This window comes from Nocardia beijingensis NBRC 16342 (assembly GCF_001612785.1).
Taxonomy (GTDB): Bacteria; Actinomycetota; Actinomycetes; order Mycobacteriales; family Mycobacteriaceae; genus Nocardia; species Nocardia beijingensis.
In genome coordinates this window covers 72774-94226 of record NZ_BDBC01000018.1, presented here as the reverse complement: position 1 = coordinate 94226, position 21453 = coordinate 72774, and the positions used below count along the sequence as shown (strand labels likewise).

At 70.4% G+C, this 21453-nt stretch carries 13 protein-coding genes; 7 read left to right on the top strand and 6 right to left on the bottom strand.

From position 1 onward, the window contains the following. The first annotated feature begins 170 nt into the window (after positions 1-170). Both NB3_RS12975 and NB3_RS12970 read left to right on the top strand, forming a co-directional pair. Positions 171-1181, top strand: a complete 1011-nt coding sequence (locus NB3_RS12975) for an alpha/beta hydrolase (RefSeq protein WP_067801614.1) — start codon at positions 171-173, stop codon at positions 1179-1181. After that, positions 1178-2596, top strand: a complete 1419-nt coding sequence (locus NB3_RS12970; protein WP_084486191.1) for an MFS transporter — start codon at positions 1178-1180, stop codon at positions 2594-2596. Before NB3_RS12975 ends, NB3_RS12970 begins: the two co-directional genes overlap by 4 nt. Before the next feature lie 121 nt (positions 2597-2717). Here NB3_RS12970 and NB3_RS35015 read toward each other — a convergent pair whose 3' ends face one another. Both NB3_RS35015 and NB3_RS12965 read right to left on the bottom strand, forming a co-directional pair. Continuing rightward, positions 2718-3002 (bottom strand): hypothetical protein, encoded by a 285-nt coding sequence (locus NB3_RS35015; protein ID WP_157111779.1) that lies wholly within the window; start codon positions 3000-3002, stop codon positions 2718-2720. A 30-nt stretch (positions 3003-3032) separates the two neighbouring features. Next, entirely contained in the window at positions 3033-5240 is a 2208-nt protein-coding gene (locus NB3_RS12965; RefSeq protein WP_157111778.1) for an MMPL family transporter, read from the bottom strand. Between the two features lie 265 nt (positions 5241-5505). Between NB3_RS12965 and NB3_RS12960 the strand changes: the two genes are divergently transcribed. The 5 genes from NB3_RS12960 to NB3_RS12940 all read left to right on the top strand — a co-directional run bounded on the left by NB3_RS12960 (position 5506) and on the right by NB3_RS12940 (position 16502). Beyond that, positions 5506-11904 (top strand): type I polyketide synthase, encoded by a 6399-nt coding sequence (locus NB3_RS12960; protein WP_067801743.1) that lies wholly within the window; start codon positions 5506-5508, stop codon positions 11902-11904. 31 nt (positions 11905-11935) lie between these two features. Further along, the gene (locus NB3_RS12955) at positions 11936-13333 is read left to right on the top strand and encodes a condensation domain-containing protein (protein ID WP_067801612.1); all 1398 of its coding nucleotides are present in this window, start codon (positions 11936-11938) and stop codon (positions 13331-13333) included. 9 nt (positions 13334-13342) lie between these two features. Next, positions 13343-14026, top strand: a complete 684-nt coding sequence (locus tag NB3_RS12950; RefSeq protein WP_067801608.1) for a hypothetical protein — start codon at positions 13343-13345, stop codon at positions 14024-14026. A gap of 333 nt (positions 14027-14359) precedes the next feature. Further along, the gene (locus NB3_RS12945; RefSeq protein ID WP_067801605.1) at positions 14360-15550 is read left to right on the top strand and encodes an NAD(P)/FAD-dependent oxidoreductase; all 1191 of its coding nucleotides are present in this window, start codon (positions 14360-14362) and stop codon (positions 15548-15550) included. Between the two features lie 10 nt (positions 15551-15560). After that, on the top strand, positions 15561-16502 hold the full coding sequence (locus NB3_RS12940) for a sigma-70 family RNA polymerase sigma factor (RefSeq protein ID WP_067801602.1): 942 nt from the start codon (positions 15561-15563) through the stop codon (positions 16500-16502). Positions 16503-16791: 289 nt separating this feature from the next. Here the strand turns inward: NB3_RS12940 and NB3_RS12935 are convergent, their stop codons facing one another. From NB3_RS12935 to NB3_RS12920, 4 genes are read right to left on the bottom strand one after another with little or no spacing between them, the layout of a single operon-like run. Beyond that, positions 16792-18906 (bottom strand): MMPL family transporter, encoded by a 2115-nt coding sequence (locus NB3_RS12935; RefSeq protein ID WP_067801599.1) that lies wholly within the window; start codon positions 18904-18906, stop codon positions 16792-16794. Continuing rightward, positions 18903-20102 (bottom strand): peptide synthetase, encoded by a 1200-nt coding sequence (locus NB3_RS12930; protein WP_067801596.1) that lies wholly within the window; start codon positions 20100-20102, stop codon positions 18903-18905. Before NB3_RS12930 ends, NB3_RS12935 begins: the two co-directional genes overlap by 4 nt. A 26-nt stretch (positions 20103-20128) precedes the next feature. After that, positions 20129-21175: an NAD-dependent epimerase/dehydratase family protein gene (locus tag NB3_RS12925; protein ID WP_067801593.1), complete on the bottom strand. Its 1047-nt coding sequence runs from the start codon at positions 21173-21175 to the stop codon at positions 20129-20131. Continuing rightward, on the bottom strand, positions 21172-21453 hold the full coding sequence (locus NB3_RS12920) for a hypothetical protein (RefSeq protein ID WP_067801590.1): 282 nt from the start codon (positions 21451-21453) through the stop codon (positions 21172-21174). The genes NB3_RS12925 and NB3_RS12920 overlap by 4 nt, the downstream gene beginning before the upstream one ends.

The following is a 21453-nucleotide window of genomic DNA, read 5'->3' as shown; positions in this document are numbered from 1 at the left end:
TTTCGCCGCGCCGCGACCGCAATGGCCGCACGCTCGATTTGGGAAATCCGGCAAATGGCCGCCGAAGCGAATTGGTATGGAACACAGAATCGACGGAAAATCCGGCGGTCTGTCCACTCGATGCTGTTGACTGCGAATTCGAGCCCTCCTACCCGGGGCCAGGAGTCGACATGCCCGGATATTCGCATCGAACAGGCGCGGCGCTCGCCGCGGTCATCACTTTGTCCTGCACGCTGATCGGCGCACAGCCGGTCCGTGCCGATCCACCGCAATCCGTCGCGGCGGCGGACGGTTCGCGCATTGTGGAAACCCGGTTCGAATCCGGCCGGCAATCCGAAATCGAGGTGTATTCGGCCGCGATGAACAGCACCACGCGAATTCATGTGCTGCGCGCGGCCGATCCGGACCTGCCCGCGCCGACCTTCTATCTCCTCAACGGCGCCAACGGCGGTTCGGAGGGGAATTGGCTCGACGGCACCGATCTGCTCGATTTCTTCCGTGACAAGCAGGTGAACGTGGTCGTCCCGTTCGGCGGCGCGGGCAGCTACTTCACCGACTGGCGCAGCGACGACCCCGTGCTCGGCAGGCAGCGCTGGTCCACCTTCCTGACCGAGGAGCTGCCGCCGCTCATCGACGCCACGTTCAACGGCACCGGGAGGAACGCCATCGCGGGTATCTCGATGGCGGGCACATCGGTGTTCCAGTTGGCCATGGCCGCACCGGGTTTGTACCAGGCCATCGGTTCCTACAGCGGCTGCGTGCGCACCAGCGACCCCGCCGGTCAGGCGGTGGTTCAGGCGGTGGTCACCCAGCAGCGCGGCACGGTGTCGAATATGTGGGGGCCGCCGACCGATCCCGCCTGGCGCGCCAACGATCCATACCTGCACGCGGAACGGCTGCGCGGCACCGCCATCTACGTCGCCACGGGAACCGGGCTGCCCGGGCCGATCGACAACCTCGACGGCGCGCACGGCGACCTCACGCAGCTGATGTATCAACTGGTGATCGGGGCCCCGCTGGAGGCGGTGGCGAACCTGTGCACGCACCAGTTGCGGGACCGGCTGCGCCAGTTGGGTGTCGCGGCGACCTTCGATTTCCGGCCGAACGGCACCCACTCCTGGGGCTATTGGCACCAGGACCTGCGCAATTCGTGGCCCATGATGGAAGCGGCGCTGCGATGACCCGCAAAGAGGCGGCGGTGGCGCTCGGATCGTTCGGAGCGTGCCTGATCTCGGTCTTCATGCAGATGATCGACGTGACGATCGTCAATACCGCCCTCCCGGTCGTCACCGCCGAGTTGGGGGCGTCGCGGCCGGAGCAACTGTGGGTGGTCGCCGGATACTCGCTGGCCTTCGCCTGCGTGCTGCTCACCGCCGCTCGCGTCGGCGCGATCGTGGGACGCCGCCGGATGTTCCTGTGGTCGGCGGTGGCCTTCACGGCGGCGTCGGTGTGGTGCGGGATGTCCACCACCGCGCTGGAATTGGTGCTCGCGCGGATCGTCCAGGGTGTGGCGGGCGCGGGAATGGCGGCACAGACCATCGCCATCATCACGGCGAGCTTCCGCCGCGAGCACCATCAGTACGTCTTCGCCGTGTACGGCGCGACAGCGGGTTTCGCGGGGATGCTCGGCCCGATCCTGGGCGGCGCGCTGATCACCCTGAATCCGTTCGGGCTCGGCTGGCACGCGATCTTCCTGATGAATCTGCCGCTGGGCGTGATGGCGATCGCGCTGGCCGCGGGCTACCTGCGGTCGGGCCCGGCGACGGATCGGGAACCACTGGATCTGCGTGGGGCCGTGGTGGCCACTGCGGCGCTGTTCGGACTGCTGTTCGCGCTGTCGGACAGCCAGCGAGAGGGCTGGCGCCCACTGCACGGGGCGTTCATCGCCGTCGCGGTGGCGCTGGGCGCTGTGTTCGTGGCGCACGAGCGGGCGACGCGCCGCCGCGGCGGCCGTGCGCTGGTGCGGCTCGACCTGTTCGCCGACCGTGGCTTCGCCGTCGGATCAGCCCTGGTGGCGATCTTCTTCGGCCTGTTCACCGCATTCGTGTTCACCGTATCGATCCTGTTGCAGGACGTGCTGCGGTTCTCCGCGCTGCGTACCGGCGTCGCCATGACGCCGTTCGCCCTCGGCGCGGGCGCGGGCGCGGTGCTGTCGCCATTGCTGGTGCGGCGCTGGGGAACTCTGGCGCTGTCGGCGGGGATCGCGCTGTTCGGCGGATGCGTCGCGGTGGGCGTGGGCTACCTGTACGTGGGTGACGGGGCCGTCGACCTCCCACTGGTGCTGGGGCCGACGTTTCTCGCGGGGTTCGGCGTCGGCGTGTTCGGTGTGCCGCTGCAGCCGCTGATGCTGGCGGAGTTGGACGATCGAGCCATGGGCGAGGCCTCGGGCGTGCTCCCCACCATCGAACAGATCGGCAATTCGGTCGGACTGGCGGTGCTCAGCGCGCTGTTCTTCCGCGCGCACACGCTCTCGGGCAGCATGATCATGCTCGCGGCCATCGCCGCCGCGGCCCTCGGCCTCGCCGCGCTCACGCGGGCGCTGCCGGACCGCGCGCGGGCGGCCACGAGTCCGTTCAGCTGGTCGATCACGGGCTGACCGCGGCTTCCCGCACAGCGCGGTCATGGCCTGATCGTGAGGTTCTCGTTCCGAGCGAGGGTCGGGCCATCAGGCGGCTTCGCGACGAATCAGTAGGCATTGCCCTTCGCCGGCGTGGCGCTCACCGATTCTTGCCGATCATCAAGTCTCTGCCCGCATAGACGCCATGGAAATCCGTTGCGCCGACACTGGCGATCACCCCGCACTGGGAATCGCCCGTCGGCTCGATCCACGACGGCTTGATCCACAAGGTGCGCGGCGAGGACATGGACACCGCGCGCGGGCAACTTCGCCGGTGATGCTGGCTGCCCCGCGGCAACAGGTCGGGTGCGAGGACGTTCGCAATGGCGTATCGGCTCGGAGCGTCGAGCGCGCGAGCGGTGGCATACCCAGTGGCGGAAGCCATTCGGCCCCATTCGTGGAACCTGCTCCGGATCTACGGGCGCTCGGAGCCGTGGACGGCTTCGGTGCGATGCTCCGGTTCGGCGGAGGTCCCGTTCGGCCCGCCGCGCCGGGTGAGCCGCCGCACCCAGGAGGGCGCCCACCAGCAGGCGTCGCCGAGCAGACGCATGGTGGCGGGCACCAGCAGCATGCGCAGGATCGTCGCGTCGATGAACAGCGCCGCGACCATGCCGTAGGCGATGTACTGCATCATGACGAGATCCGACCAGGCGAACGCCCCGGTGACCACCAGCAGGATCAGGGCGGCCGCGGTGATGATCCAGCCGGTGCGGGCGATGCCGGCGCGCACGGCCTCGGTGGTCGTCGCGCCCGCCGCCCGCGCCTCGACGATGCGGGCGAGCAGGAATATCTCGTAATCGGTCGACAGTCCGTAGATCACGGCGACGATCAGTACCAGCACCAGCGCCATGATCGGCTGGGGGGTGAACTCCAGCAGCCGCGCGCCGTGGCCCTGGACGAAGATCCAGGTCAGGATGCCGAGGGTGGAGCCGAGCCCGAGCAGATTCAGCAGCGCGGCCTTGAGCGGCAGCACCAGGGAACCGAAGGCGAGCACCATCAGCACGGTGGTGACGAGGAAGACCAGCGCGATCATCAGCGGCATCCGGCGCAGCAGCGCGTCGACGCTGTCGCGCTGGACCGCGGGCTGCCCGCCGACCAGCACGGTCGTTCCCTTCGGCACCGGCATGGAACGCAGATAGTCGATGGTCGCGTTCGCGTCGTGCGCGTCCCGCAGCACCGTCGAGGTGGTGAACACACTCGGATGCGCCGGTCCCTGCACCGCGCGCGGGAACGGCGCGATGAGGCCGGGAGCCAGGCCGGCCCGCTCGACCACCGCGTCGATATCGGCGGTGTTGTGGGTGATCAGCACGAGGTCGACCGGATTGATCTGCCGCAGCGGGAAGACCTCGTCGAAGTGCTGCTGCGCCGTGCGGGCCGGATGCCGCGGCGGCAGGAAACGCTCCGAGATGCCGCCGAACGCGACGTCGCGCACCGGCGCGATGAGCAGCACCAGGATGGCCACCACCGGGACCGCGACCGCCAGCGGCCTCCGCATGACCCATCCGGCGACGCGGCCCCACGGATTGTCCGCCTCCCGGTCGCTCGCCCGCCGCGCGTGGAACCGATTGAAACCCAGGCGATCCACGCGAGGGCCGAGCACGGCCAGCATGGCGGGCAGCACCGTGATCGAGATCAGCGCGGCCAGCGCCACCGTCACCATCGCGCCGACCGCGAACGAGCGCAGAAAACCCTGCGGGAACAGCAGAATGGCGCCTGCGGCGACCACCACGATGGTCGCGGAGAACACCACGGTGCGCCCGGCGGTCGCGACCGTGCGACGCACCGCCTGCGGTACCTCGCGCCCGTCGGCCAGCTCCTCGCGGAACCTGCTCACGATGAACAGGCCGTAGTCGATGGCCAGGCCGAGTCCGACCATCGAGACCACCGGCGAGACGAAGGAGTTCACCTCCATGACGGTGGTCATGGCGCGAATGATGCCCCAGGCCCCCAGCACGGTGAGCCCGCCGACGATCAGCGGCAGCGCGGCCGCGACGACGCCGCCGAACAGGAAGAACAGCAGCACCGCCACGGCGGGCACGGCGAACAGCTCCATGCGGCGCTGATCGTGGGCCATGGTGTCGTTGAGGGCGGCCGCGACCGGTTGGCCGCCCGCGACCTCCATCTCGACGCCAGGTATCCGGAATTGATCGGCGACCTTCCGATAGTTGCGCATGATCTCCGTGTCATCGCTGCCGCGAATGGCGACGGAGGCGAAGGCGTACTCGCGGTCTTCGGAACCGAAGATGTCCGGCAGGTGCAGCCCGGTGTCGGTGGGCCAATAGGTGGCGTTGATCTTGGCGATCCGGTCCGGGAAGCGTTGCGGCAGACTGTTCAGGTGACCGACGACCGTGGCGGCGAAGGCCGGATCGTCGATGGTCTTGCCTGCCGGGGCGCGGTACAACAAGAGCACATCCGCGATGTGATCGTGGCCGAACGCCTCGTCTTTCAGCCTTGCGGCCCGCGCCGATTCCGAGGTCGGATCGTTCCATCCGCTGACGCTGAGGTGCTCGTCCAGCCCGAGGCCGTACCCGCCGAGCGCGAGCAGTGCGGCGACGACGAACCCGATCACGGCGAATCGCCGCCGGACGAGCATATCGGTCCAGTGCGTGAACTCGGCGAACAATGCCGCCTCCTAACCGATGACATCGTATTTCGGCGCGGGCCGGGAACAGGTGAAACCTAGCAATATCAACGCATTTCACCGGGAGGCGATCGAGAATTTCGAGATGCCACAAGCCGATTCGCCGGCCGGTTGTGAAGTCTCCCTGAGCGAGCGACGGCCGGTGTGGCGGCCGTTACGCTGAGCCGGACGCCAGCTGCGCACAAGCTAATTCGCCGATCGCCGGAAAAGAATGGCGGTCGAACTGGATCCGACCCGGAGGATGTGCATGTCGGATATTGCAATTGTCGGCATCGGCTGCAGGTTTGCGGGAGGAATCGACTCGCCCGACACCTTTTGGGAATTCGTGCTGGACAAACGCGACGGCGTGGTCGATATGCCGGCCGATCGCTGGGACTACCGCCGCTACTACGATCCGGAACCGAGGACGCCGGGGCGCAGCTACACCAAGCGCGCGGCGTTCATGACGATCGACCCGTGGGAATTCGACCCGGATTTCTTCGGCATCTCCGCCCGCGAGGCGACCGTGCTGGATCCGCAGCAGCGGCTGATGCTAGAGGTGACCTGGGAGGCGCTCGACGACGCCGGGATCGCGCGGCGCGCGGCGGGCGGATCGGTCGGCGTCTACGTCGGTGGATTCGTGGTGGACCAGTCCGTGATCGGCGTGGTCGGCCCGGCCCTGTTCCACACCGACATGCACACTCCGGCGAGCGCGTCCTACACGATGCTGTCCAACCGGATCGCCTACGCGCTCAACCTGGTCGGCCCCGCGCTCACGGTCGACACCGCGTGCTCGTCGTCTTTGGTCGCCTTCCATCTCGCCTGTCAGGCGCTGGCGAACGGCGACTGCGAGGTGGCGCTCGCGGGCGGGGTGAACGTGATGCTGCAACCGGAAACCTTCGTCCTGATGTGCAAGGGCGGCTTCCTGGCCGCGGACGGCCGCTGCAAGTCCTTCGACGCCTCGGCCGACGGTTACGGGCGCGGCGAGGGCGCGGGCATGGTGGCGCTGAAGAAACTCGACGACGCCGTCCGCGACGGCGACCGGATCTACGCGGTGGTGAAGGCGACCGGCTCCAATCAGGACGGCCGCACCACCGCGATCACCGTCCCCAACGCTGATTCCCAAGAGGCGCTGGCCCGTTCGGTGTGCCACCGCGCCGGGCTCGCGCCGGACGCGATCACCTACGTCGAGGCGCACGGCACCGGCACGCTGGTCGGCGATCCGGTCGAATTGCGCGCCCTCGGAAGGGTGTTCGGCGCGCCCGCGGGGCGCACGCGTTCGCTGGGCGTCGGCTCCGTGAAGTCGACCCTCGGGCACACCGAGGCCGCGGCCGGGATCGCGAGCGTGATCAAGGCGGCGCTGGCCATCCGGCATCGCACCATCCCGCCACAGGGTTGGCTGGACAAGCCGAACCCCGACATCCCGTTCGACGAGTTGGGCTTGCACGTCCAGCTCGAGGCGGAGGCGCTGCCGGACGACGCCGAGCCGATGACCATCGCGGTCAACGGCTTCGGATACGGGGGGACCAACGCTCACGCCATCCTGCAAGAGTTCCGGCCTGGTCCCACCGACCGTGTTTCGCCGGCGAGGCATTTCGGCGTCCTGCCGATCTCGGCGCGCAGCACCGGCGCGGCGCGTGCGCTGGCCGGCCGGTTCGGCGACCTGATCGCCGCGGGCGCCGATCCGGAACGGCTGGCGGAGGCCGCCTGGACCCGCATGGCGCACCACCAGTACCGCACGGGCATGCTCCTCGGCGACACCGACGACCTGGTGCGCGATCTGCGCGCGTTCGCCTCGGGCGAGGGCCGTGACGCCGCGCGCACGATCGTGGCGCGGACGGCCGAACCGGTGTTCGTGTTCTCGGGCATGGGCCCGCAGTGGTGGGGAATGGCGCGCGAATTACTCGGCGCGGAAGGCGTTTTCGCCGATACCGCGAAGACGGTCGACGCGGAGTTCCGCTCGATCGCCGGGTGGTCGATCATCGAGGAACTGCTGCGGCCCGAGCAGGAATCACGGGTAACCAGCACCGAGGTGGCGCAGCCCGCCAACTTCCTCGTACAGGTGGCGCTGGTGCGGGAGCTGGCCGAATACGGCATCCGGCCCGCGGCCGTGGTCGGGCACAGTGTCGGCGAGGTGTCGGCGGCCTACGTCAGCGGCATGCTGTCACTGCGCGACGCGGTGCTGGTGGCGTATCACCGGGCCCGGTTGCAGGCGAGCACCGCCGGTTCCGGTGGCATGCTCGCGGTCGGGATGTCGCCGGAGCAGGCCCGCGAGCTCGTCGGCGACGACCAGCGGGTGGATGTCGCCGCGATCAACAGCGCGAGCTCGCTGACCTTGTCGGGTGATGTCGACCGGCTCGACGAGATCGCCGAGAAGCTCACCGAGGACGGTGTTTTCGCGCGCAGGCTGCGCGTGGAGGTGCCGTACCACAGCCGGTTGATGGACCCCATCCTGGACGAGCTGCGCGCGGCGCTGGCCGGGCTGACGCCGGTGGCGCCGACCGTGCCGCTGTATTCCTCGGTCACCGGCGAACCGGTCCTCGGCCCCGACTGGGACGCCGAGTACTGGTGTGCGAACGTGCGGCAGCCGGTCTTGTTCGCCGACGCGGTCGCGAAGCTGATCGGCGCGGACAGCCGGGTCTTCCTGGAGGTCGGCCCGCACCCGGTGCTGTCCGGCAACATCCGCGAAGCGCTGCTCGGCGCGGACGTCACCGGCACGACGGTGCCGACGCTGGATCGCAAGCAACCGGATTCGGTCAGCATCCGCCGCACCCTCATCGGCCTCTACGGCGCGGGCGTGCTCGATCTGGACGAGCTGTTCCCGGCGCGGCATCCCGCCACCCCGCACGTGCCGCTGCCGCGCTATCCGTGGCAGCGGACCCGGCTGCACGCGGCGCTGCCGCTGTTCGAGCAGGCCCGGCTCGGCACACCCGGCGCGTACGCCATGCTCGGCGATCCCGACGTGGAGGGCAGGCCGGATTGGCTGCTGCAGGTCGGCACCGAGCTGCTGCCGTGGCTGGCCGACCACGTGGTCAACGGCGTCAAGATCATGCCGGGCGCGGCGTACCTGGATGCCGCGCTGAGCGCGACGGCGGCCAGGCTCGGCGTGGAACGGGTCGCGCTGGAACAGGTGCGGTTCGTGGCCCCGCTGATCATGGGCGCGCCGGACGTGCCGCTGGTGGCGCTCACCGTCGAGGAGGCCAGCGGCCGATTCCTGATCCGGTCGCGCTCGGCGACCGGGACGGCGTGGACGGTGCACGCGTTCGGCCGCACGCTGACCGGCAGCCACAAGCCGACGAAGGTCACGGTGCCGACCCTGGACGTCGGTCTCGACGTCGACCCGCAGATGTTCTACACCGGCCTGGCCGCGGCGGGGCTGCACTACGGTCCGGCCTTCCGCCGCGTCACCTCCGTGCGCGTCGGCGCGGACGCGGTGGTGGCCACCGTCGACGGCGCCATCGCCGCGCACTCCGGGCATCTGGCCCATCCCGCGGTGGTCGATGCCGCGATGCAGTCCGCGGCCCTGCTGTTCGCCGACGCCAGGATCGATGAGGGCACGCTGGTGCCGGTCGGCGTCGCGGCGGTGCGGCTGGTCGCGCCGCTGCCCGAGCGGATCACCGTGGTCGCGCGCCGCGATCCCCGGGCCAGGCTGCGCGCCGACGTGGACCTGCTCGACGACGAACACAACCTCGTCATGCGATTGAGCGGCCTGCAGATCGGCGCGCTCGCGCCGGGCCAGGATCCGCTGCACCGGATGGTCGACTTCTATTACACCGAGACGCTGGAACCGCGGGATGCCATCGATCCCGCCGCGCTGCCGCGGGATTCGGCGTCCACCGTGATCATCGCGCTGGGCAGCAGCTGCACGCGGGCGGGGCAACTGGCCGCCGCGATCCCGGGCTCCCGGCTCTACGTGGCCGGGGTGGCGGGCCGCGAACTCGCCGCCGATCTGGCCGCGACACTGTCGGCCGCCAAGGCGGAGGGCGCCGACCGGCTGCACGTCTGCGTGGTCGCCGGCGCCGTCGAGGACGATGTGGCCGACCTGTGGACCCTGGAGCGGATCGCGGTCGCCCTCGACGAGTTCGTCCACCCGGAGGCCACCGAACAAGGGCCCCAGAGCGTCTTCGGGGACGGGTGGTGCCACGTCACCCTGGTGACCGAGCTGGCGTTCGCGCTGCCGGACAGCCCGGTCCCGCCGAACTCGAATCACGCCGCGCTGGCCGGTGCGCGCCGGGTGCTGCTCAACGAGCAGTCGGCGCTGCGCTGGCGGTTGATCGACGTGGAACCCGGCACCGAGATCGGCGAGCTGATCGGGGAGCTGGCGGTGCCCGGCGCGTTCTGGAACGACAACCTCGACGAGGTGGTGCTGCGCGCGGGCAAACGCTGGGTCCCGATGGTGACCAAGCCGTTGCAGGAGCGCCTCGACGCCCTCGACACCGCCGAGCCGCTGACCGATCCGGAAGCCAACTTCGCACTGGAGCTGCCCCGGACCCGCCTGCTGTCGGCGTTGGCGTGGCGGCAGTGCCCGCGGCCCGAGCCGGGACCGGGACAGATCGAGGTGCGGATGAAGATCATCGGCCTCAACTACAAGGATCCGCTCAAGGTCATCGGCCTGCTCGGTGAGCGCGAACTCGCCCCCACCTATTTCGGCACCGTGCCCGGAATGGAGGGTGTCGGCGAGGTGGTGCGGGTCGGCGCCGAGGTCACCGATCTGGCGGTGGGCGATCTGGTCGCCGTCGCCGCCAAGGGCATGATGCGGCGCTACGTCGTCGTCGACCGGCAACTGGCCATCCCGCTGCCGGCCGACGCCGATCCCGCGTACTGCACCAGCACCATCGCCTTCGGCACCGCCGAGTACGCACTGCTGGATCTGGCCCGGCTGGAACCGGGCGAGACGGTGCTGATCCACGGCGCGGCCGGCGGTGTCGGCACGGCCGCCATCCAGGTGGCGAAAGATCGCGGGGCGCGCATCATCGGCACCGCGAGCACCGACGAGCGCCGCGCCCACGTGCTCGCCCTCGGCGCCGACCACGCGATCGACTCGCGCTCGCTCAACTTCGTCGACGACGTGCTGGAGCTGACCGGCGGCAAGGGCGTCGAGGTGGTGCTCAGCAGCGCGCCGGGGGAGATCCTGCGCCAGAACTTCAACGCCGTCGCCGAATTCGGGCGCATCGTCGAGGTCGGCAAGGCCGACATCTACACCGGCGGCCTGCTGGAGATGGCGAACTTCGACAAGAACCTGGCGTACTTCTCGATGGATCTGGACCGCCTGGTCGCCGTCGACGCGCAGCGGCTGGCCCGTCTGTTGCAGCGGGTCTACGAGAAGGTGCTCGCCGGCACCTACCAGCCGCTGCCCTACCGGCTGTTCGAGACCGACGAGGTGGGCAGGGCCTTCGAGGAGACCATCCGCTCCACCGGCCTGGCCCGGATCGCGCTGCGCATGGATTCACCCACCCCGGCGGTGCGGCCGTACCTGCCGGAGATCGAGATCGACAGTGCCGCGACCTATCTCGTCACCGGCGGATTCGGTGGGTTCGGGATGGCCATCGGGCGCTGGCTGGTGCTGCGCGGGGCACGGCGGCTGGTTCTCGTCGGCCGCGGCGGCGCGGGCACGGAGGAAGCCCGCCGCCAGCTGGAGGCGTGGCGCACCGTAGGCATGGAGGTGGTCGAGGAGCGGGCCGACGTCACCGATCCGGAGGCGGTCGCCGCGATCGTCGCGCGGTCGCACAGCGCAGGGCATCCGCTGCGCGGAGTGTTCCACGCGGCGGGCGCGGTGGCCGACAATCGGTTGGCGGCGATGCAATTCGACGAGCTGGCGCGGGTGTATCGCCCGAAGGTGCACGGCGCGAGGGTGTTGCATCAGGCCGTCGCCGACGCGGGCATCCGGTTGGACATGTTCGTGCTGTGCTCCTCGGGCGGTTCGATGTACGGCATCTACGGTCAGTACAACTACTGCGCGGCCAACGTGGCGGTGGAGTCGCTGGCCGAGGAATGGTCCAGGGCGGGCGAGCGGGCGCTGTGCGTCGGCTGGGGGCACCTGTCGGGCGCGACGGGCGGCATGGCCGCCGACGAGACGGCCCTGAAGTACCTCGATCTGGTCGGCTTCGACCCGATCGACATGGCCGACGCCACCGCCTATCTGGAACAGACGCTGCGCCTGGGCGTGGCTCGCGCGGCGATCATCCCGACCGACTGGGCCAAGCTGACCGGCACCTTCCCGCAGCTGACCCGCACCGGCCGCACGACCGCGCTCGCGCAGGCCTCCGCGAAGGACACCTCCGAACTGGCCCGGCTGCGGGCCGAGGTGGCCGCGATCGAGGAGGGCAAGCGCGGGGCCTTCGTCGCCCGCAAGATGGCCGAGGAACTCGCCGTCGTCATGGGTGTGCCGGTCGAGTCCATCGACATGACCGTTCCGGTGCCCGAACTCGGGCTGGATTCGCTGATGGCGGTGGAACTGGGGGCGCGGGTCACCAAGACGCTCGGCATCGACCTGATGTCGTTACAGATGGGCCGGTCGTTCAGCCTGGAGCAGGCGGGCCCGAAGGTGGCGGAGCTGATCTTGGCCGCGGATTCCGGTCAGGCGCAGCCCGTCGCCGATCCGGCCGCTGCGAACGGCGCCGTGACCGAACGGGCTCCCGCGCTGGTGGCGGCCGGGGCCAGGCAGTGACCGACCGCCGTCGTCGAAACGAGGTGTTCCCGTGGTCCGTTTCGGGCTGATCGATGAATGGGAGCCGGGGCCGGGCCGGCTGGTCAGCTGGGCGGCGTCACCGGAGTCGGTGGCGCGCGCCCGGCGGGCGCCGGTGCACCCGGCCCCGCCCTCACACCAGCAGGAGCAGTATCTGCGGCTGGCCGATCGGCACGCCGGCGCGGATTTCCGGTATTCGGGCCTGTGCCTGGTGACCGCGGAGATCCCGACCGGCGGCCTCGACCTGGCCGCGATGACGCGCGCGGTCAACGCGTTCCTGCTGCGCCACGACACCTTCCGGACCTGGTTCCGGGTCGACGCCGCCGGCGCGATCGAGCGGCACCTGGTGCCCGCCGAGGACGTCGATTTCGTGCCGGTCGACTACGGCCACGTGGACGAGGCCAGAGCGATCCGCGACCACGTCCAGAAGACCACGCCGGGCCCCTTCGACTGGGACTGCTTCACCTTCGGGGCGATCGAACGCGAGGACTCCACGACGGTCTACCTGGCGGTCGATCATCTGCACACCGACGGATTCGGCCAGTACCTGTCCGGGTTCGACCTCGCGCTGCTGTATCTGCGCGAGGTGTGGGAAGACGTCGGCATGCTGCAACCCGCGGCCAGCTACCTCGACTACTGCACCGCGGAGCGGGAGTACACCGGCCGGATGACGCTCGCCTCGCCCGGCGTGCAGAAGTGGCTCGAGTTGCTCCGCGGGAACGACGGCGAACTGCCCTCCTTCCCTTTGGATCTGGGCAGGCGTACGGATGTCTACAACCGCAGCGCGCACCGCACGGTCACGCTGTTCGACGAGCACACCGCGCTGCGGTTCGAGCGGGTCTGCCGCGACAACGGCGCGGAGTTCGTCGGCGGCATCTTCGCCGCGGCGGCGCTGGCCGAGCGCGAGCTCGTCGACAGCGACTACTACTTCGGCATGACGCCCGTCAGCACCCGCGGCTCGGCGGCCGAACGCGCGTCCGTCGGCTGGTATGTGACGCTGCTTCCGGTGGCCTTCCCGCTCGGGTCCGCCACCACCTTCGGCCGAACCGCGGCCATCGCGCAGCACGCCTACGAGAACGGCCTGCGTCTGGCGCCCACCTCGTTCCAGCGCGTGGTGGAACTGTTGCCCGCCGACTCCGATCTGCACCTGGAACCGGGCTGGTCCACGCCGATGATCTCCTACGTCGACGCCAGGGAACTGCTCGGCAACGAGTTCTTCGACCTGGCGTCGTGCGGGTTGTACGCCAATCGTGCCGCGTCCGAGCAGGTGCTGATCTGGATCAACCGGCTCGCTTCGGAGACCACGCTGAGCGTCATCTACCCGGACACGCCGGTGGCGCACGGTTCCGTCGAGCGGTACGTGACCACGTTGCGAGCGGTGTTCGCGGCGGCGGCCGAGCGGACACGGTGAGGAGGACCTGTGCACACGGCATTCCGGGATCCGGGCATCCCCGACGGAGAGAAGTCCGTCTACACCGTCACCGTCGCCGACCGGCCGCCGAAGCTCGACCTGATCAGCGTGGTGTCGCACGACGGCGACGGCTACCGTTCGCTGCTCGAGGTCGGCCTCGGTCACGCGAACTTCGCGATGACCATCGAGCAGCGGTTCCAGCGCTCGGGAGATCGGTTGTCGGCCGAGCGCTACCGCGCCGAAACCCGCTCGGGGGCAGCGGTGGTCAGCCGGGAGGAGGCCAATTTCGTCGGCACCACCCATCTTCAGTTCGGTGGCGGGATCGCGCCCTTCCCGGCCGATGTGATGCCGCTCGCCGGTGGCCTGACGCTGCTGCGCGGTCTCGACTTCGCCGAGGGCGCGGAGGAGTGCGTCGATCTGTGGCTGGCGTTCTCGGTGCACGTCCCGCTCGGGACGAAAGTGGAGCAGCGCACCGTGGTCGACGTACCGGCCGGGCGCATCAGCAGCTGGCAGGTACGGTTGCGACCGCGGCTGTCCGGGCTGAACACGATGGTGGAGAAGGTGATCGGGGGGTTCCTGCCACCCGCGGTGGCCCACTTCGACGTGGCCCCGCCGCACCGGATGGTCCGGCTCAGCTTCCCGACCGGGCCGATGCCGTGGGATCCACGCGGTCTGATGGAACTGGTCGCGTAGAACCGCCGTGCCAGGAAGGCGGTGCACACGGCGGGCGATGCGCGAGGTCCGGCGGGGCGCGATGAACAAGCCGCCCGGCCCGCGCCGCACACGGGCCGGGCGGCGTCCTCAAAGGGGCGGTTCGGCAAGGCTTTTCGCCGCAAAAGGCAGGTGGTGCGAATGACGGACTGCCATGTCGCGGTGACGGCATCGGTCGGCTGCGGCGGCGCGGTCCCACGGTCACCGGCTTGTCCGTCGAGTGAACCCCGGGGTGATCCACATCACTGCCTGACGCTGTCAGGAATCCGGCAGCTGTCTCGTTCAGCAAGCACGCGAACCAGACAGGAGCGAACCATGAAGCACCGCATCGTCGTCCTCGGGGCCGGATACGCCGGAGCCTTCTCCGCCGGATACCTGGCGCGCCGGCTCCACTCCGACGACTTCGAGATCACCGTGGTCAACGCCGAACCCGATTTCGTCGAACGGCTGCGCCTGCATCAGCTCGCCGCAGGACAGGATCTCCGCCACCGGCCGCTGGCGGAGGTGTTCGCCGGCACCGGCATCCGGTTGCGGGTGGCCCGGGTGACCAGCGTCGACGCCGAGCGCCGGACTGTCACGGTCGCCGACGGCGATGGCGTCGACCGGCTCGGATACGACACCCTCCTCTACGCGCTCGGCAGCACCGCCGCCGACCATGGCGTTCCCGGCGTCGGCGAACACGCCTTCCACGTGGCGGCGCGGCCGTCCGCGCTGCGCCTGCGCGCGCGCCTGGACGAACTGGGCCGAGACGGGAAGGTGCTGGTGGTCGGCGGCAACCTGACCGCGATCGAGGCAGCCACCGAGCTCGCCGAATCCAGGCCCGGACTTCGGGTCGACGTCGCCACCAGCGGCGAACTGGGCGGCTGGCTGGGCACGAAGGCCCGCCGTCACCTGCTGCGCGCCTTCGACCGGTTCGGTATCACGGTGCACGAGCACACCACCATCGAGCGCGTCGAGCATGCGGCGGCGGTGGCTTCGGACGGCACCGCCCTCGCCTCCGACGCGACAGTGTGGGCGGCGGGCTTCGCCGTCCATCCGATCGCGGCCGCCAGCGGCCTCGAGGTAGTCGCCGACGGCCGGATCAGGGTCGATCGTCAGATGCGGTCGGTGTCCCACCCGGATGTGTACGTCGCCGGTGACAGCGTCTTCGTCATCGGCGACAACGGCCGGCCGTTGCCGATGTCCTGCGCGTCGGCGGGGTACACGAGCATGCAGGCGACGGCGGCGATCATCGGGGACCGGACCGGGCGGGAGATCTCGACGACCGCGCTGTCGTATGTCGGCAACCACATCAGCCTCGGCCGTAAGGACGGGATCTTCCAACTGGTCGACGGTGCGGCGCGATCGAAGTCGTGGGCCCTGCGTGGCGGGGCGGCCGCTCGCGTCAAGTCGGCGATCGTCGGGACCGCCGCTTGGAGCGTGAGCCACCCGACCTTCGGAAGGCCGAGTCGCAGTTACCGCTCGGCCACCGCCCGGGAGCGCTCCCTCGGCGTGGTCGCCGCCTAGAGTCACGCTCATGGACACTGCCACCGTGGCGCGTTTCGAGGCCAGCCGCGATCGGCTGGCCTCGCTGGCCTACCGGCTGCTCGGCTCGGCCGCCGACGCCGAGGACACGGTGCAGGACGCGTTCCTGCGGTGGCAGGCCGCCGACCGCGAGTACGTCGAGGTGCCGGAGGCATGGCTGACCAAGATCGTCACCAACTTGGCGCTCGACCGGCTCCGATCGGCGCGACTGCGGCGCGAACGCGCGGTCGGCGCGTGGATGCCCGAACCGCTGCTCGACGGCGACCCGATGCTGGGCCCGGCCGACACCGTCGAACAGCGCGAATCGGTGACCCTGGCGGTGCTGACGCTCATGGAGCGGCTGTCGCCGGTCGAACGGGCCGTCTACGTGCTGCGCGAGGCGTTCGACTACAGCCACGCCGAGATAGCCGGGATTCTCGGCATCAGCGAGTCCGCGAGTCAGCAACACACCCACCGAGCCCGGCGCCGGATCGCCGCCGCTGGCAACGGCGCGGGCATCGACCGTGCTTCCGCGCGCCGGATCGTCGAGGCATTCGTCGATGCCGCCTCATCGGGCCGGACCGAACGGCTGGTGGCGCTGCTGACCGATGACGCCACCGGCATCTCCGACGGCGCCGGGCTCGGGCTGGCCGGGAAGCTGATCCGGTACGCGACCCCGGAGCGGATCGCCGCCGCGGTGCGGGCCGGCTTCAAACCGACACCGGCCAAGCGCAGACTCGCCGGTGGCGCACCCTCGATCCACAGCGCCGTGGTCAACGGCTGCCCGGCCATGCTCGCCACGCTCGGCGACCGGGTCGTAGGCATCCTGATCCTGGAGATCCGTGACGACAAGATCGCCGGCGTGCGCGGCATCGCCGCCCCGGGCCGACTCGGCCGCCTCACCGCGGGATGGCAGCGGCAAGAGCACGATGCCCCCTTGATCGAATCGTGGTGACGGGCAGTCCCTTCGGCGCGACCATCCGCGATTTCCTTCACGCGCCACCACGGTGCCACTCGACGGCTCCGCCAGCGCAGATACCAGACGGTTCTGCCCCACGGCCGCGCCTCGGCGCACGATTCACCCGGAGAACCACGAGAAAGGCACTCACTCCGTAGGACACCCGGCGCGAAGTCGGGGAATGCGACCGTGACGACGCGGCGCGGTAGCACCAGCGGGCCGGGACGCACGCCTGCTGGTGCCGCCGACCGGCGCATGGCAGACGTGGTACCCGTGCGGATGGCCGTCAGCGCGTGGTCGGCGTGCGGTCCCGGATGCGGCCGACGGTGGCAGGGACGACGCGGCGGCGGCGTGGCGACCACCAGTTGGCCGGGCCCATCAGTTGGACCAGCGCGGGCACCAGGAGCATGCGGACCAGGGTGGCGTCCACGACGAGGGCGATGATCATGCCCAGGCCGAGGAACCGCATGGGCGTGAGCGGCGAAAGGGTGAACGCCCCGGTGACGATCACCAGCAGGGTCGCCGCGGCGGTGATCACCCGTGCGGTCCTGACCGTGCCGAGGCGCACCGCCGCCGCGGTGTCGGCGCCCGCGTCGTGCGCTTCGACCATGCGTGACAGCAGGAACACCTCGTAGTCGGTGGAGAGACCGAAGACCACCGCGATGATCAGCACCAGCATGCCCGCGGCGATCGGGCCGGTGCTCACCCCGAGCGCGCCGGCCAGATGCCCGCCGCAGAAGATCCAGGCGAGCACGCCGAAGGTCGCGGCGAGGCTGAGGAAGGCGAGGGCGACCGCTTTGAGCGGCAACACGATCGAGCGGAACGCGGTGGACAGCAGCACCATCGTCGCGCCGACCATCACCAGGATCATCCACGGCATCGCGGCGACGATGGATCGCACGCTGTCCACAGTCGCCGCGGTGTCGCCTCCGATCAACAGAACGGTGCCGTCCGGGGGCGTCAGAGCGCGCATGCCGCGCACCGAGTCGCTCGCCGCCTCGGTGCGATCGGTGTCGCGCAGGAACGCGTGGAAGACGACGAAATCCTCGGCGCGGCCCACCTGGACGACCTGCCGCACGCCGTCGACCTCGCCGAGCGCCGCCGCGACCGCGTCCACCGCGGCGGACTGCGGCGGCCCGTCCGTGCCGCGCAGCACGACGGTGGCCCCGCTGCCCGCCGCGGGAAACTGCGTGGTGAGTTCCTCGATGGTGACGCGCATGGGGTTGCCCGGCGGCAGCGCGTGGTGGTCGATGTCGCCCAGCCGCAGCCCGGCCAGCGGCGCCGCGAAGACCAGCAGGACGGCGCCGACGACCACCGTCACCAGACCGGGCCGCCGCAGCACGCGATCGACCAGGCCGCCCCAGAACCGGTCGGTGCGATCGATCGCGCGCGCGGTGCCGATGCGCGCGCCGAACAAGGCGAGCAAGGCGGGCAGCACGGTGAGCGAAAGCCCCGCGGCCAGCGCCACCGCCGTGATCGCGCCGATGCCGAGCGAACGCAGCACCGCCTGCGGGAAGACGAACGTCCCCGCGAACGCGCAGACCAGCAGCAGCGCCGAGAACGCGATGGTGCGGCCCGCGGTCGCGTACGTGCGGGTGATCGCGGAGCGCACGTCGTGCCCGTCGGCGACCTCCTCGCGGAACCGGGTGACCAGGAACAGTCCGTAGTCGATGGCCATGCCGAGGCCGAGCAAGGAGGCGATGTTCATCGCGAACGTGCTGACCTCGGTGAGCTCGGCGAGCACGCGGATGGCGCCGCTCGCGCCGAGCACGGTCAGGCCGCCGACCACCACCGGGAACGACGCGGCGATCAGACCGCCGAACACCAGCACCAGGATGAGCAGCGTCAGCGGCAACGAGAGCGCCTCGGCCCGGACCAGATCGTGCTGGGACTGCGCGTTGATCTCCGTGGAGACCGCGCTGTAGCCGGACAGATCGGCCGGGACGCCCGGAACCCGCAGCAGCGGTTCGATGTCCGGATACGCGGCGACGCGCTGGTTGGCGTCACCGGCGAGATAGACCACGGCCAGCGCGTGCCGGTCGTCCGCCGAGCGCAGGAACTGCTTGCGCGCGAATCCGGCGTTCCAATAGGTTTCGATCGGCCGTTGCAGCATCGCCGGATCGATCCGGGCGAGCGCCTCCAGCACCCGGGGGCCGATGTCGTCGAGCGTCTGTCCCTCCGGAGCGGTGTAGCGCACGACCACGTCGGGGTTCTGCGGTCCGAAGTGCTCGCTCACGAGCCGATCCACGTGCGCGGACTCGCTGCCCGGATCGATGAACCCGGCGGCGGTGACCTTGTCCGACGCTCCGATGCCGAGCAGGCCGGACAGCAGCATCACCCCGGCGACGAGGGCGAGCACCATCCGTGGCCGGGCGAGGACCACCCGGGCGACGGCGGTCATGCCACGGCCGCATCATGCGGCGCGAGCTCGGTCTCGAGCCGCGCGGTGATCGTGTCCAGCAGCGCCTCCAGCCGGGGCTCGACGCCCGCGCCGTTGCGGCAGGAGACGGTCAGCTCCAGCTTCCCGCGCGATTCCACCATGGCGAACAGCAGCGGCATCGCGCCGCTGTGCTGCGGTAGCAGCCGCATGGCCGTCGGTGTCCAGCCGGGCACCGCCATCTCGTCGAGATCGACCGTGCCCAGGTGGGAGACGGTGGCCGACACCATGTTCCGATTCAGCCGAGTCCCCAGCCAGTTGCTGCCGCGCAGCACCGTGCGAAGGACGGCGTCCGGGAACTTCGACAGCTTGCCGTTGTCCAATTCGTTCAGTTCGCGTCTGTCCCGCAGTCCGCCGCGCATCCGCTCCCTGACCGTCTCCCAGTCTTCGCCGGGCGCCACGTCGAGAAACAGGGGCAGCGCCAGATTCGCGGTGGAGCGCAGGGCGGGATCGTGCCTGCGCAGATCGACCGGGATCATGAAGCGCGACTTCGTATCCGACTCCCCGGCCAGGATCGCCGCCACCCGCGCGACGATGCCCTTGCCGGTCGCCTCGATCGTGCGGTGGCGCAGCAGCCAGCGCGGGGCCGCCGGATCCTGGCGGCCGCGCCCCGACGGCGCCTCGAACGTGGGCAGCACCAGGGTCGGCCGGCCGGGGGCGCCGGTCCGCGCGACCAGTTCGGCGTCGGCGACCGGGTCGGGCGCGCCGACGGGCCGCTGTCCGCGCAAGGCGCGGAACACGTCGTCCACCCACAGGCGCAGGCCCATGCCGTCCATCACGCCGTGGAAGGCGCGGAACAGCACGGTGGTCTGCGCGCCCGTGAGCAGGAGCACTTCGGTGGTGCGGTCCGGCGTGGGACCGATCGGGCTGTTCAGCACCGCGTCGTGCTCCAGTGCGTCGTAGTTCAGCGACCATCCCGGCACCACGCGCACGGTGGCGGCCAGACCGCTGTCCACCCAGTCGCGGCCGTCGCGGACCAAGCGGGCGCCGGGCGCGGCCGCCGAGGCGACGTCGACGGCGGCCTGCAAGGCGGCCGGGTCCAGGCTGCCGTCGCCGTGGACGGCGATGTGCATCACGAACGGCGGAGTCACCTGTCGCGTGCAGAAATAGAGGCGTTCGGTGGGGGTGATCTTCCTGCGGAAGACGGGGGCGTTGCTCATGCTGGTCTCCGGTGCGGATGAAGTGCTCAGCGCAGATCGCGGGTGAGCTCGACCGCGCCGCCCTGGCTTTCCAGCCAGTCGAGGAAGGCGGTCAGCCCGCTGTCGCGGTCGACGACCGGCCGGTAGCCGAAATCGCGTGCGGCGGCGGCGGTGTCGTAGGTGGCGCTGCGGGTCAGCAAGGCGACGGCGTAGCGCGACAGCGGCGGCGACCAGCGGGTAGCGACGGCGGGAATGCGCCAGATCGTCTCGATGACGCGCACCGCGGCGCCGATCACCTTGGGGTGGGGTTTCCTGGTCGGCGGCCGGTAGCCGAGCTGGGTGGCCACTTGGCCGAGAAAGCCCCAGACGTCGGTCTTCTCGGCGTCGGCGATGAAATACGCTTTGCCGCCCACCTCGTCCGACGCGGCCGCCAGCACACAGGCTTCGACGATGTTGTCGACGTGGCACAGCGAGGCGTACACGGTGCGGCCGAACGACAGGTCGGGCAACGTTCCCGCGCCGGCCCGGCCGAGCATCCGCACGATGGGGCCCGACCGGTCGCCCGCACCCCAGATCGCGCGTGGGCGCAGCGCGCAGGTGCGGAACCCGTCGGTGTCGGCGGCCAGGACCGCCCGCTCTGCCGCGGCCTTGGTCTCCGAGTACAGGTTCAGGTAGCGCCGCGGGTACGGCACCGACTCGTCGACGTCGAGCTGGTCGCCGCCGTAGTAGTCCATCAGCGCGCTCGGGCTGGAGATGAACACGAATCGTGCGGCCCCGCCACGCCGGGCCGCCTCCAGCAGCCGCTGGGTGGCCCGGACGTTCTCGTTCCAGAACTGTTCCCTGGTGCCGCGCTCGTCCACCCTGGCCGCGCTGTGGAACACGATGTCGACGCCGCGGGTCGCTCGCTCGAGCGACGCCGGATCGGTCAGGTCGCCGTAGACCAGCTGGATCTTGTCGAGGTCGGCGCTCAGATCGGACAGATCGCTGGTGCGGCGCACCAGGATCGACACATGGTGCTCGCCGTCGCGCACCAGCCTGCGCACCAGCGCGCCACCCAGAAAACCGGACGCGCCGGTCACCAGAACTTTGCTCATTGTCTTTTCTCCTTGCCGGGCTGGGTTCGCCACCAGGTCAGGCCGAAGATCTGCGTCAGGACCGCCGTCCGGAGCCTGCCGGAGCCGGAGCCGTCGGCGGCGCGCAAGGCCGCGGGGATCTGGGCCGCGTGGACGACGACGCTGAGGAACGCGTCGACCCACCAGACGGTGCGCAGAATCCGGCTGCCGGGGACCCGGCCGGTCGCGGCGGCGAGCGCGCCGCCCGCCAGATACAGCCATCCCAGGACGGGAACCATCCGCAATGCGGTCGTTTTCAT

Bases quoted from the DNA above. Each gene is read 5' to 3' on its own strand.
- NB3_RS35015 (WP_157111779.1), bottom strand. From the start codon at position 3,002: ATGGCTTCCGCCACTGGGTATGCCACCGCTCGCGCGCTCGACGCTCCG.
- NB3_RS12970 (WP_084486191.1), top strand. From the start codon at position 1,178: ATGACCCGCAAAGAGGCGGCGGTGGCGCTCGGATCGTTCGGAGCGTGC.
- NB3_RS12930 (WP_067801596.1), bottom strand. From the start codon at position 20,102: ATGAGCAACGCCCCCGTCTTCCGCAGGAAGATCACCCCCACCGAACGC.
- NB3_RS12920 (WP_067801590.1), bottom strand. From the start codon at position 21,453: ATGAAAACGACCGCATTGCGGATGGTTCCCGTCCTGGGATGGCTGTAT.
- NB3_RS12960 (WP_067801743.1), top strand. From the start codon at position 5,506: ATGTCGGATATTGCAATTGTCGGCATCGGCTGCAGGTTTGCGGGAGGA.
- NB3_RS12940 (WP_067801602.1), top strand. From the start codon at position 15,561: ATGGACACTGCCACCGTGGCGCGTTTCGAGGCCAGCCGCGATCGGCTG.
- NB3_RS12975 (WP_067801614.1), top strand. From the start codon at position 171: ATGCCCGGATATTCGCATCGAACAGGCGCGGCGCTCGCCGCGGTCATC.
- NB3_RS12945 (WP_067801605.1), top strand. From the start codon at position 14,360: ATGAAGCACCGCATCGTCGTCCTCGGGGCCGGATACGCCGGAGCCTTC.
- NB3_RS12935 (WP_067801599.1), bottom strand. From the start codon at position 18,906: ATGACCGCCGTCGCCCGGGTGGTCCTCGCCCGGCCACGGATGGTGCTC.
- NB3_RS12925 (WP_067801593.1), bottom strand. From the start codon at position 21,175: ATGAGCAAAGTTCTGGTGACCGGCGCGTCCGGTTTTCTGGGTGGCGCG.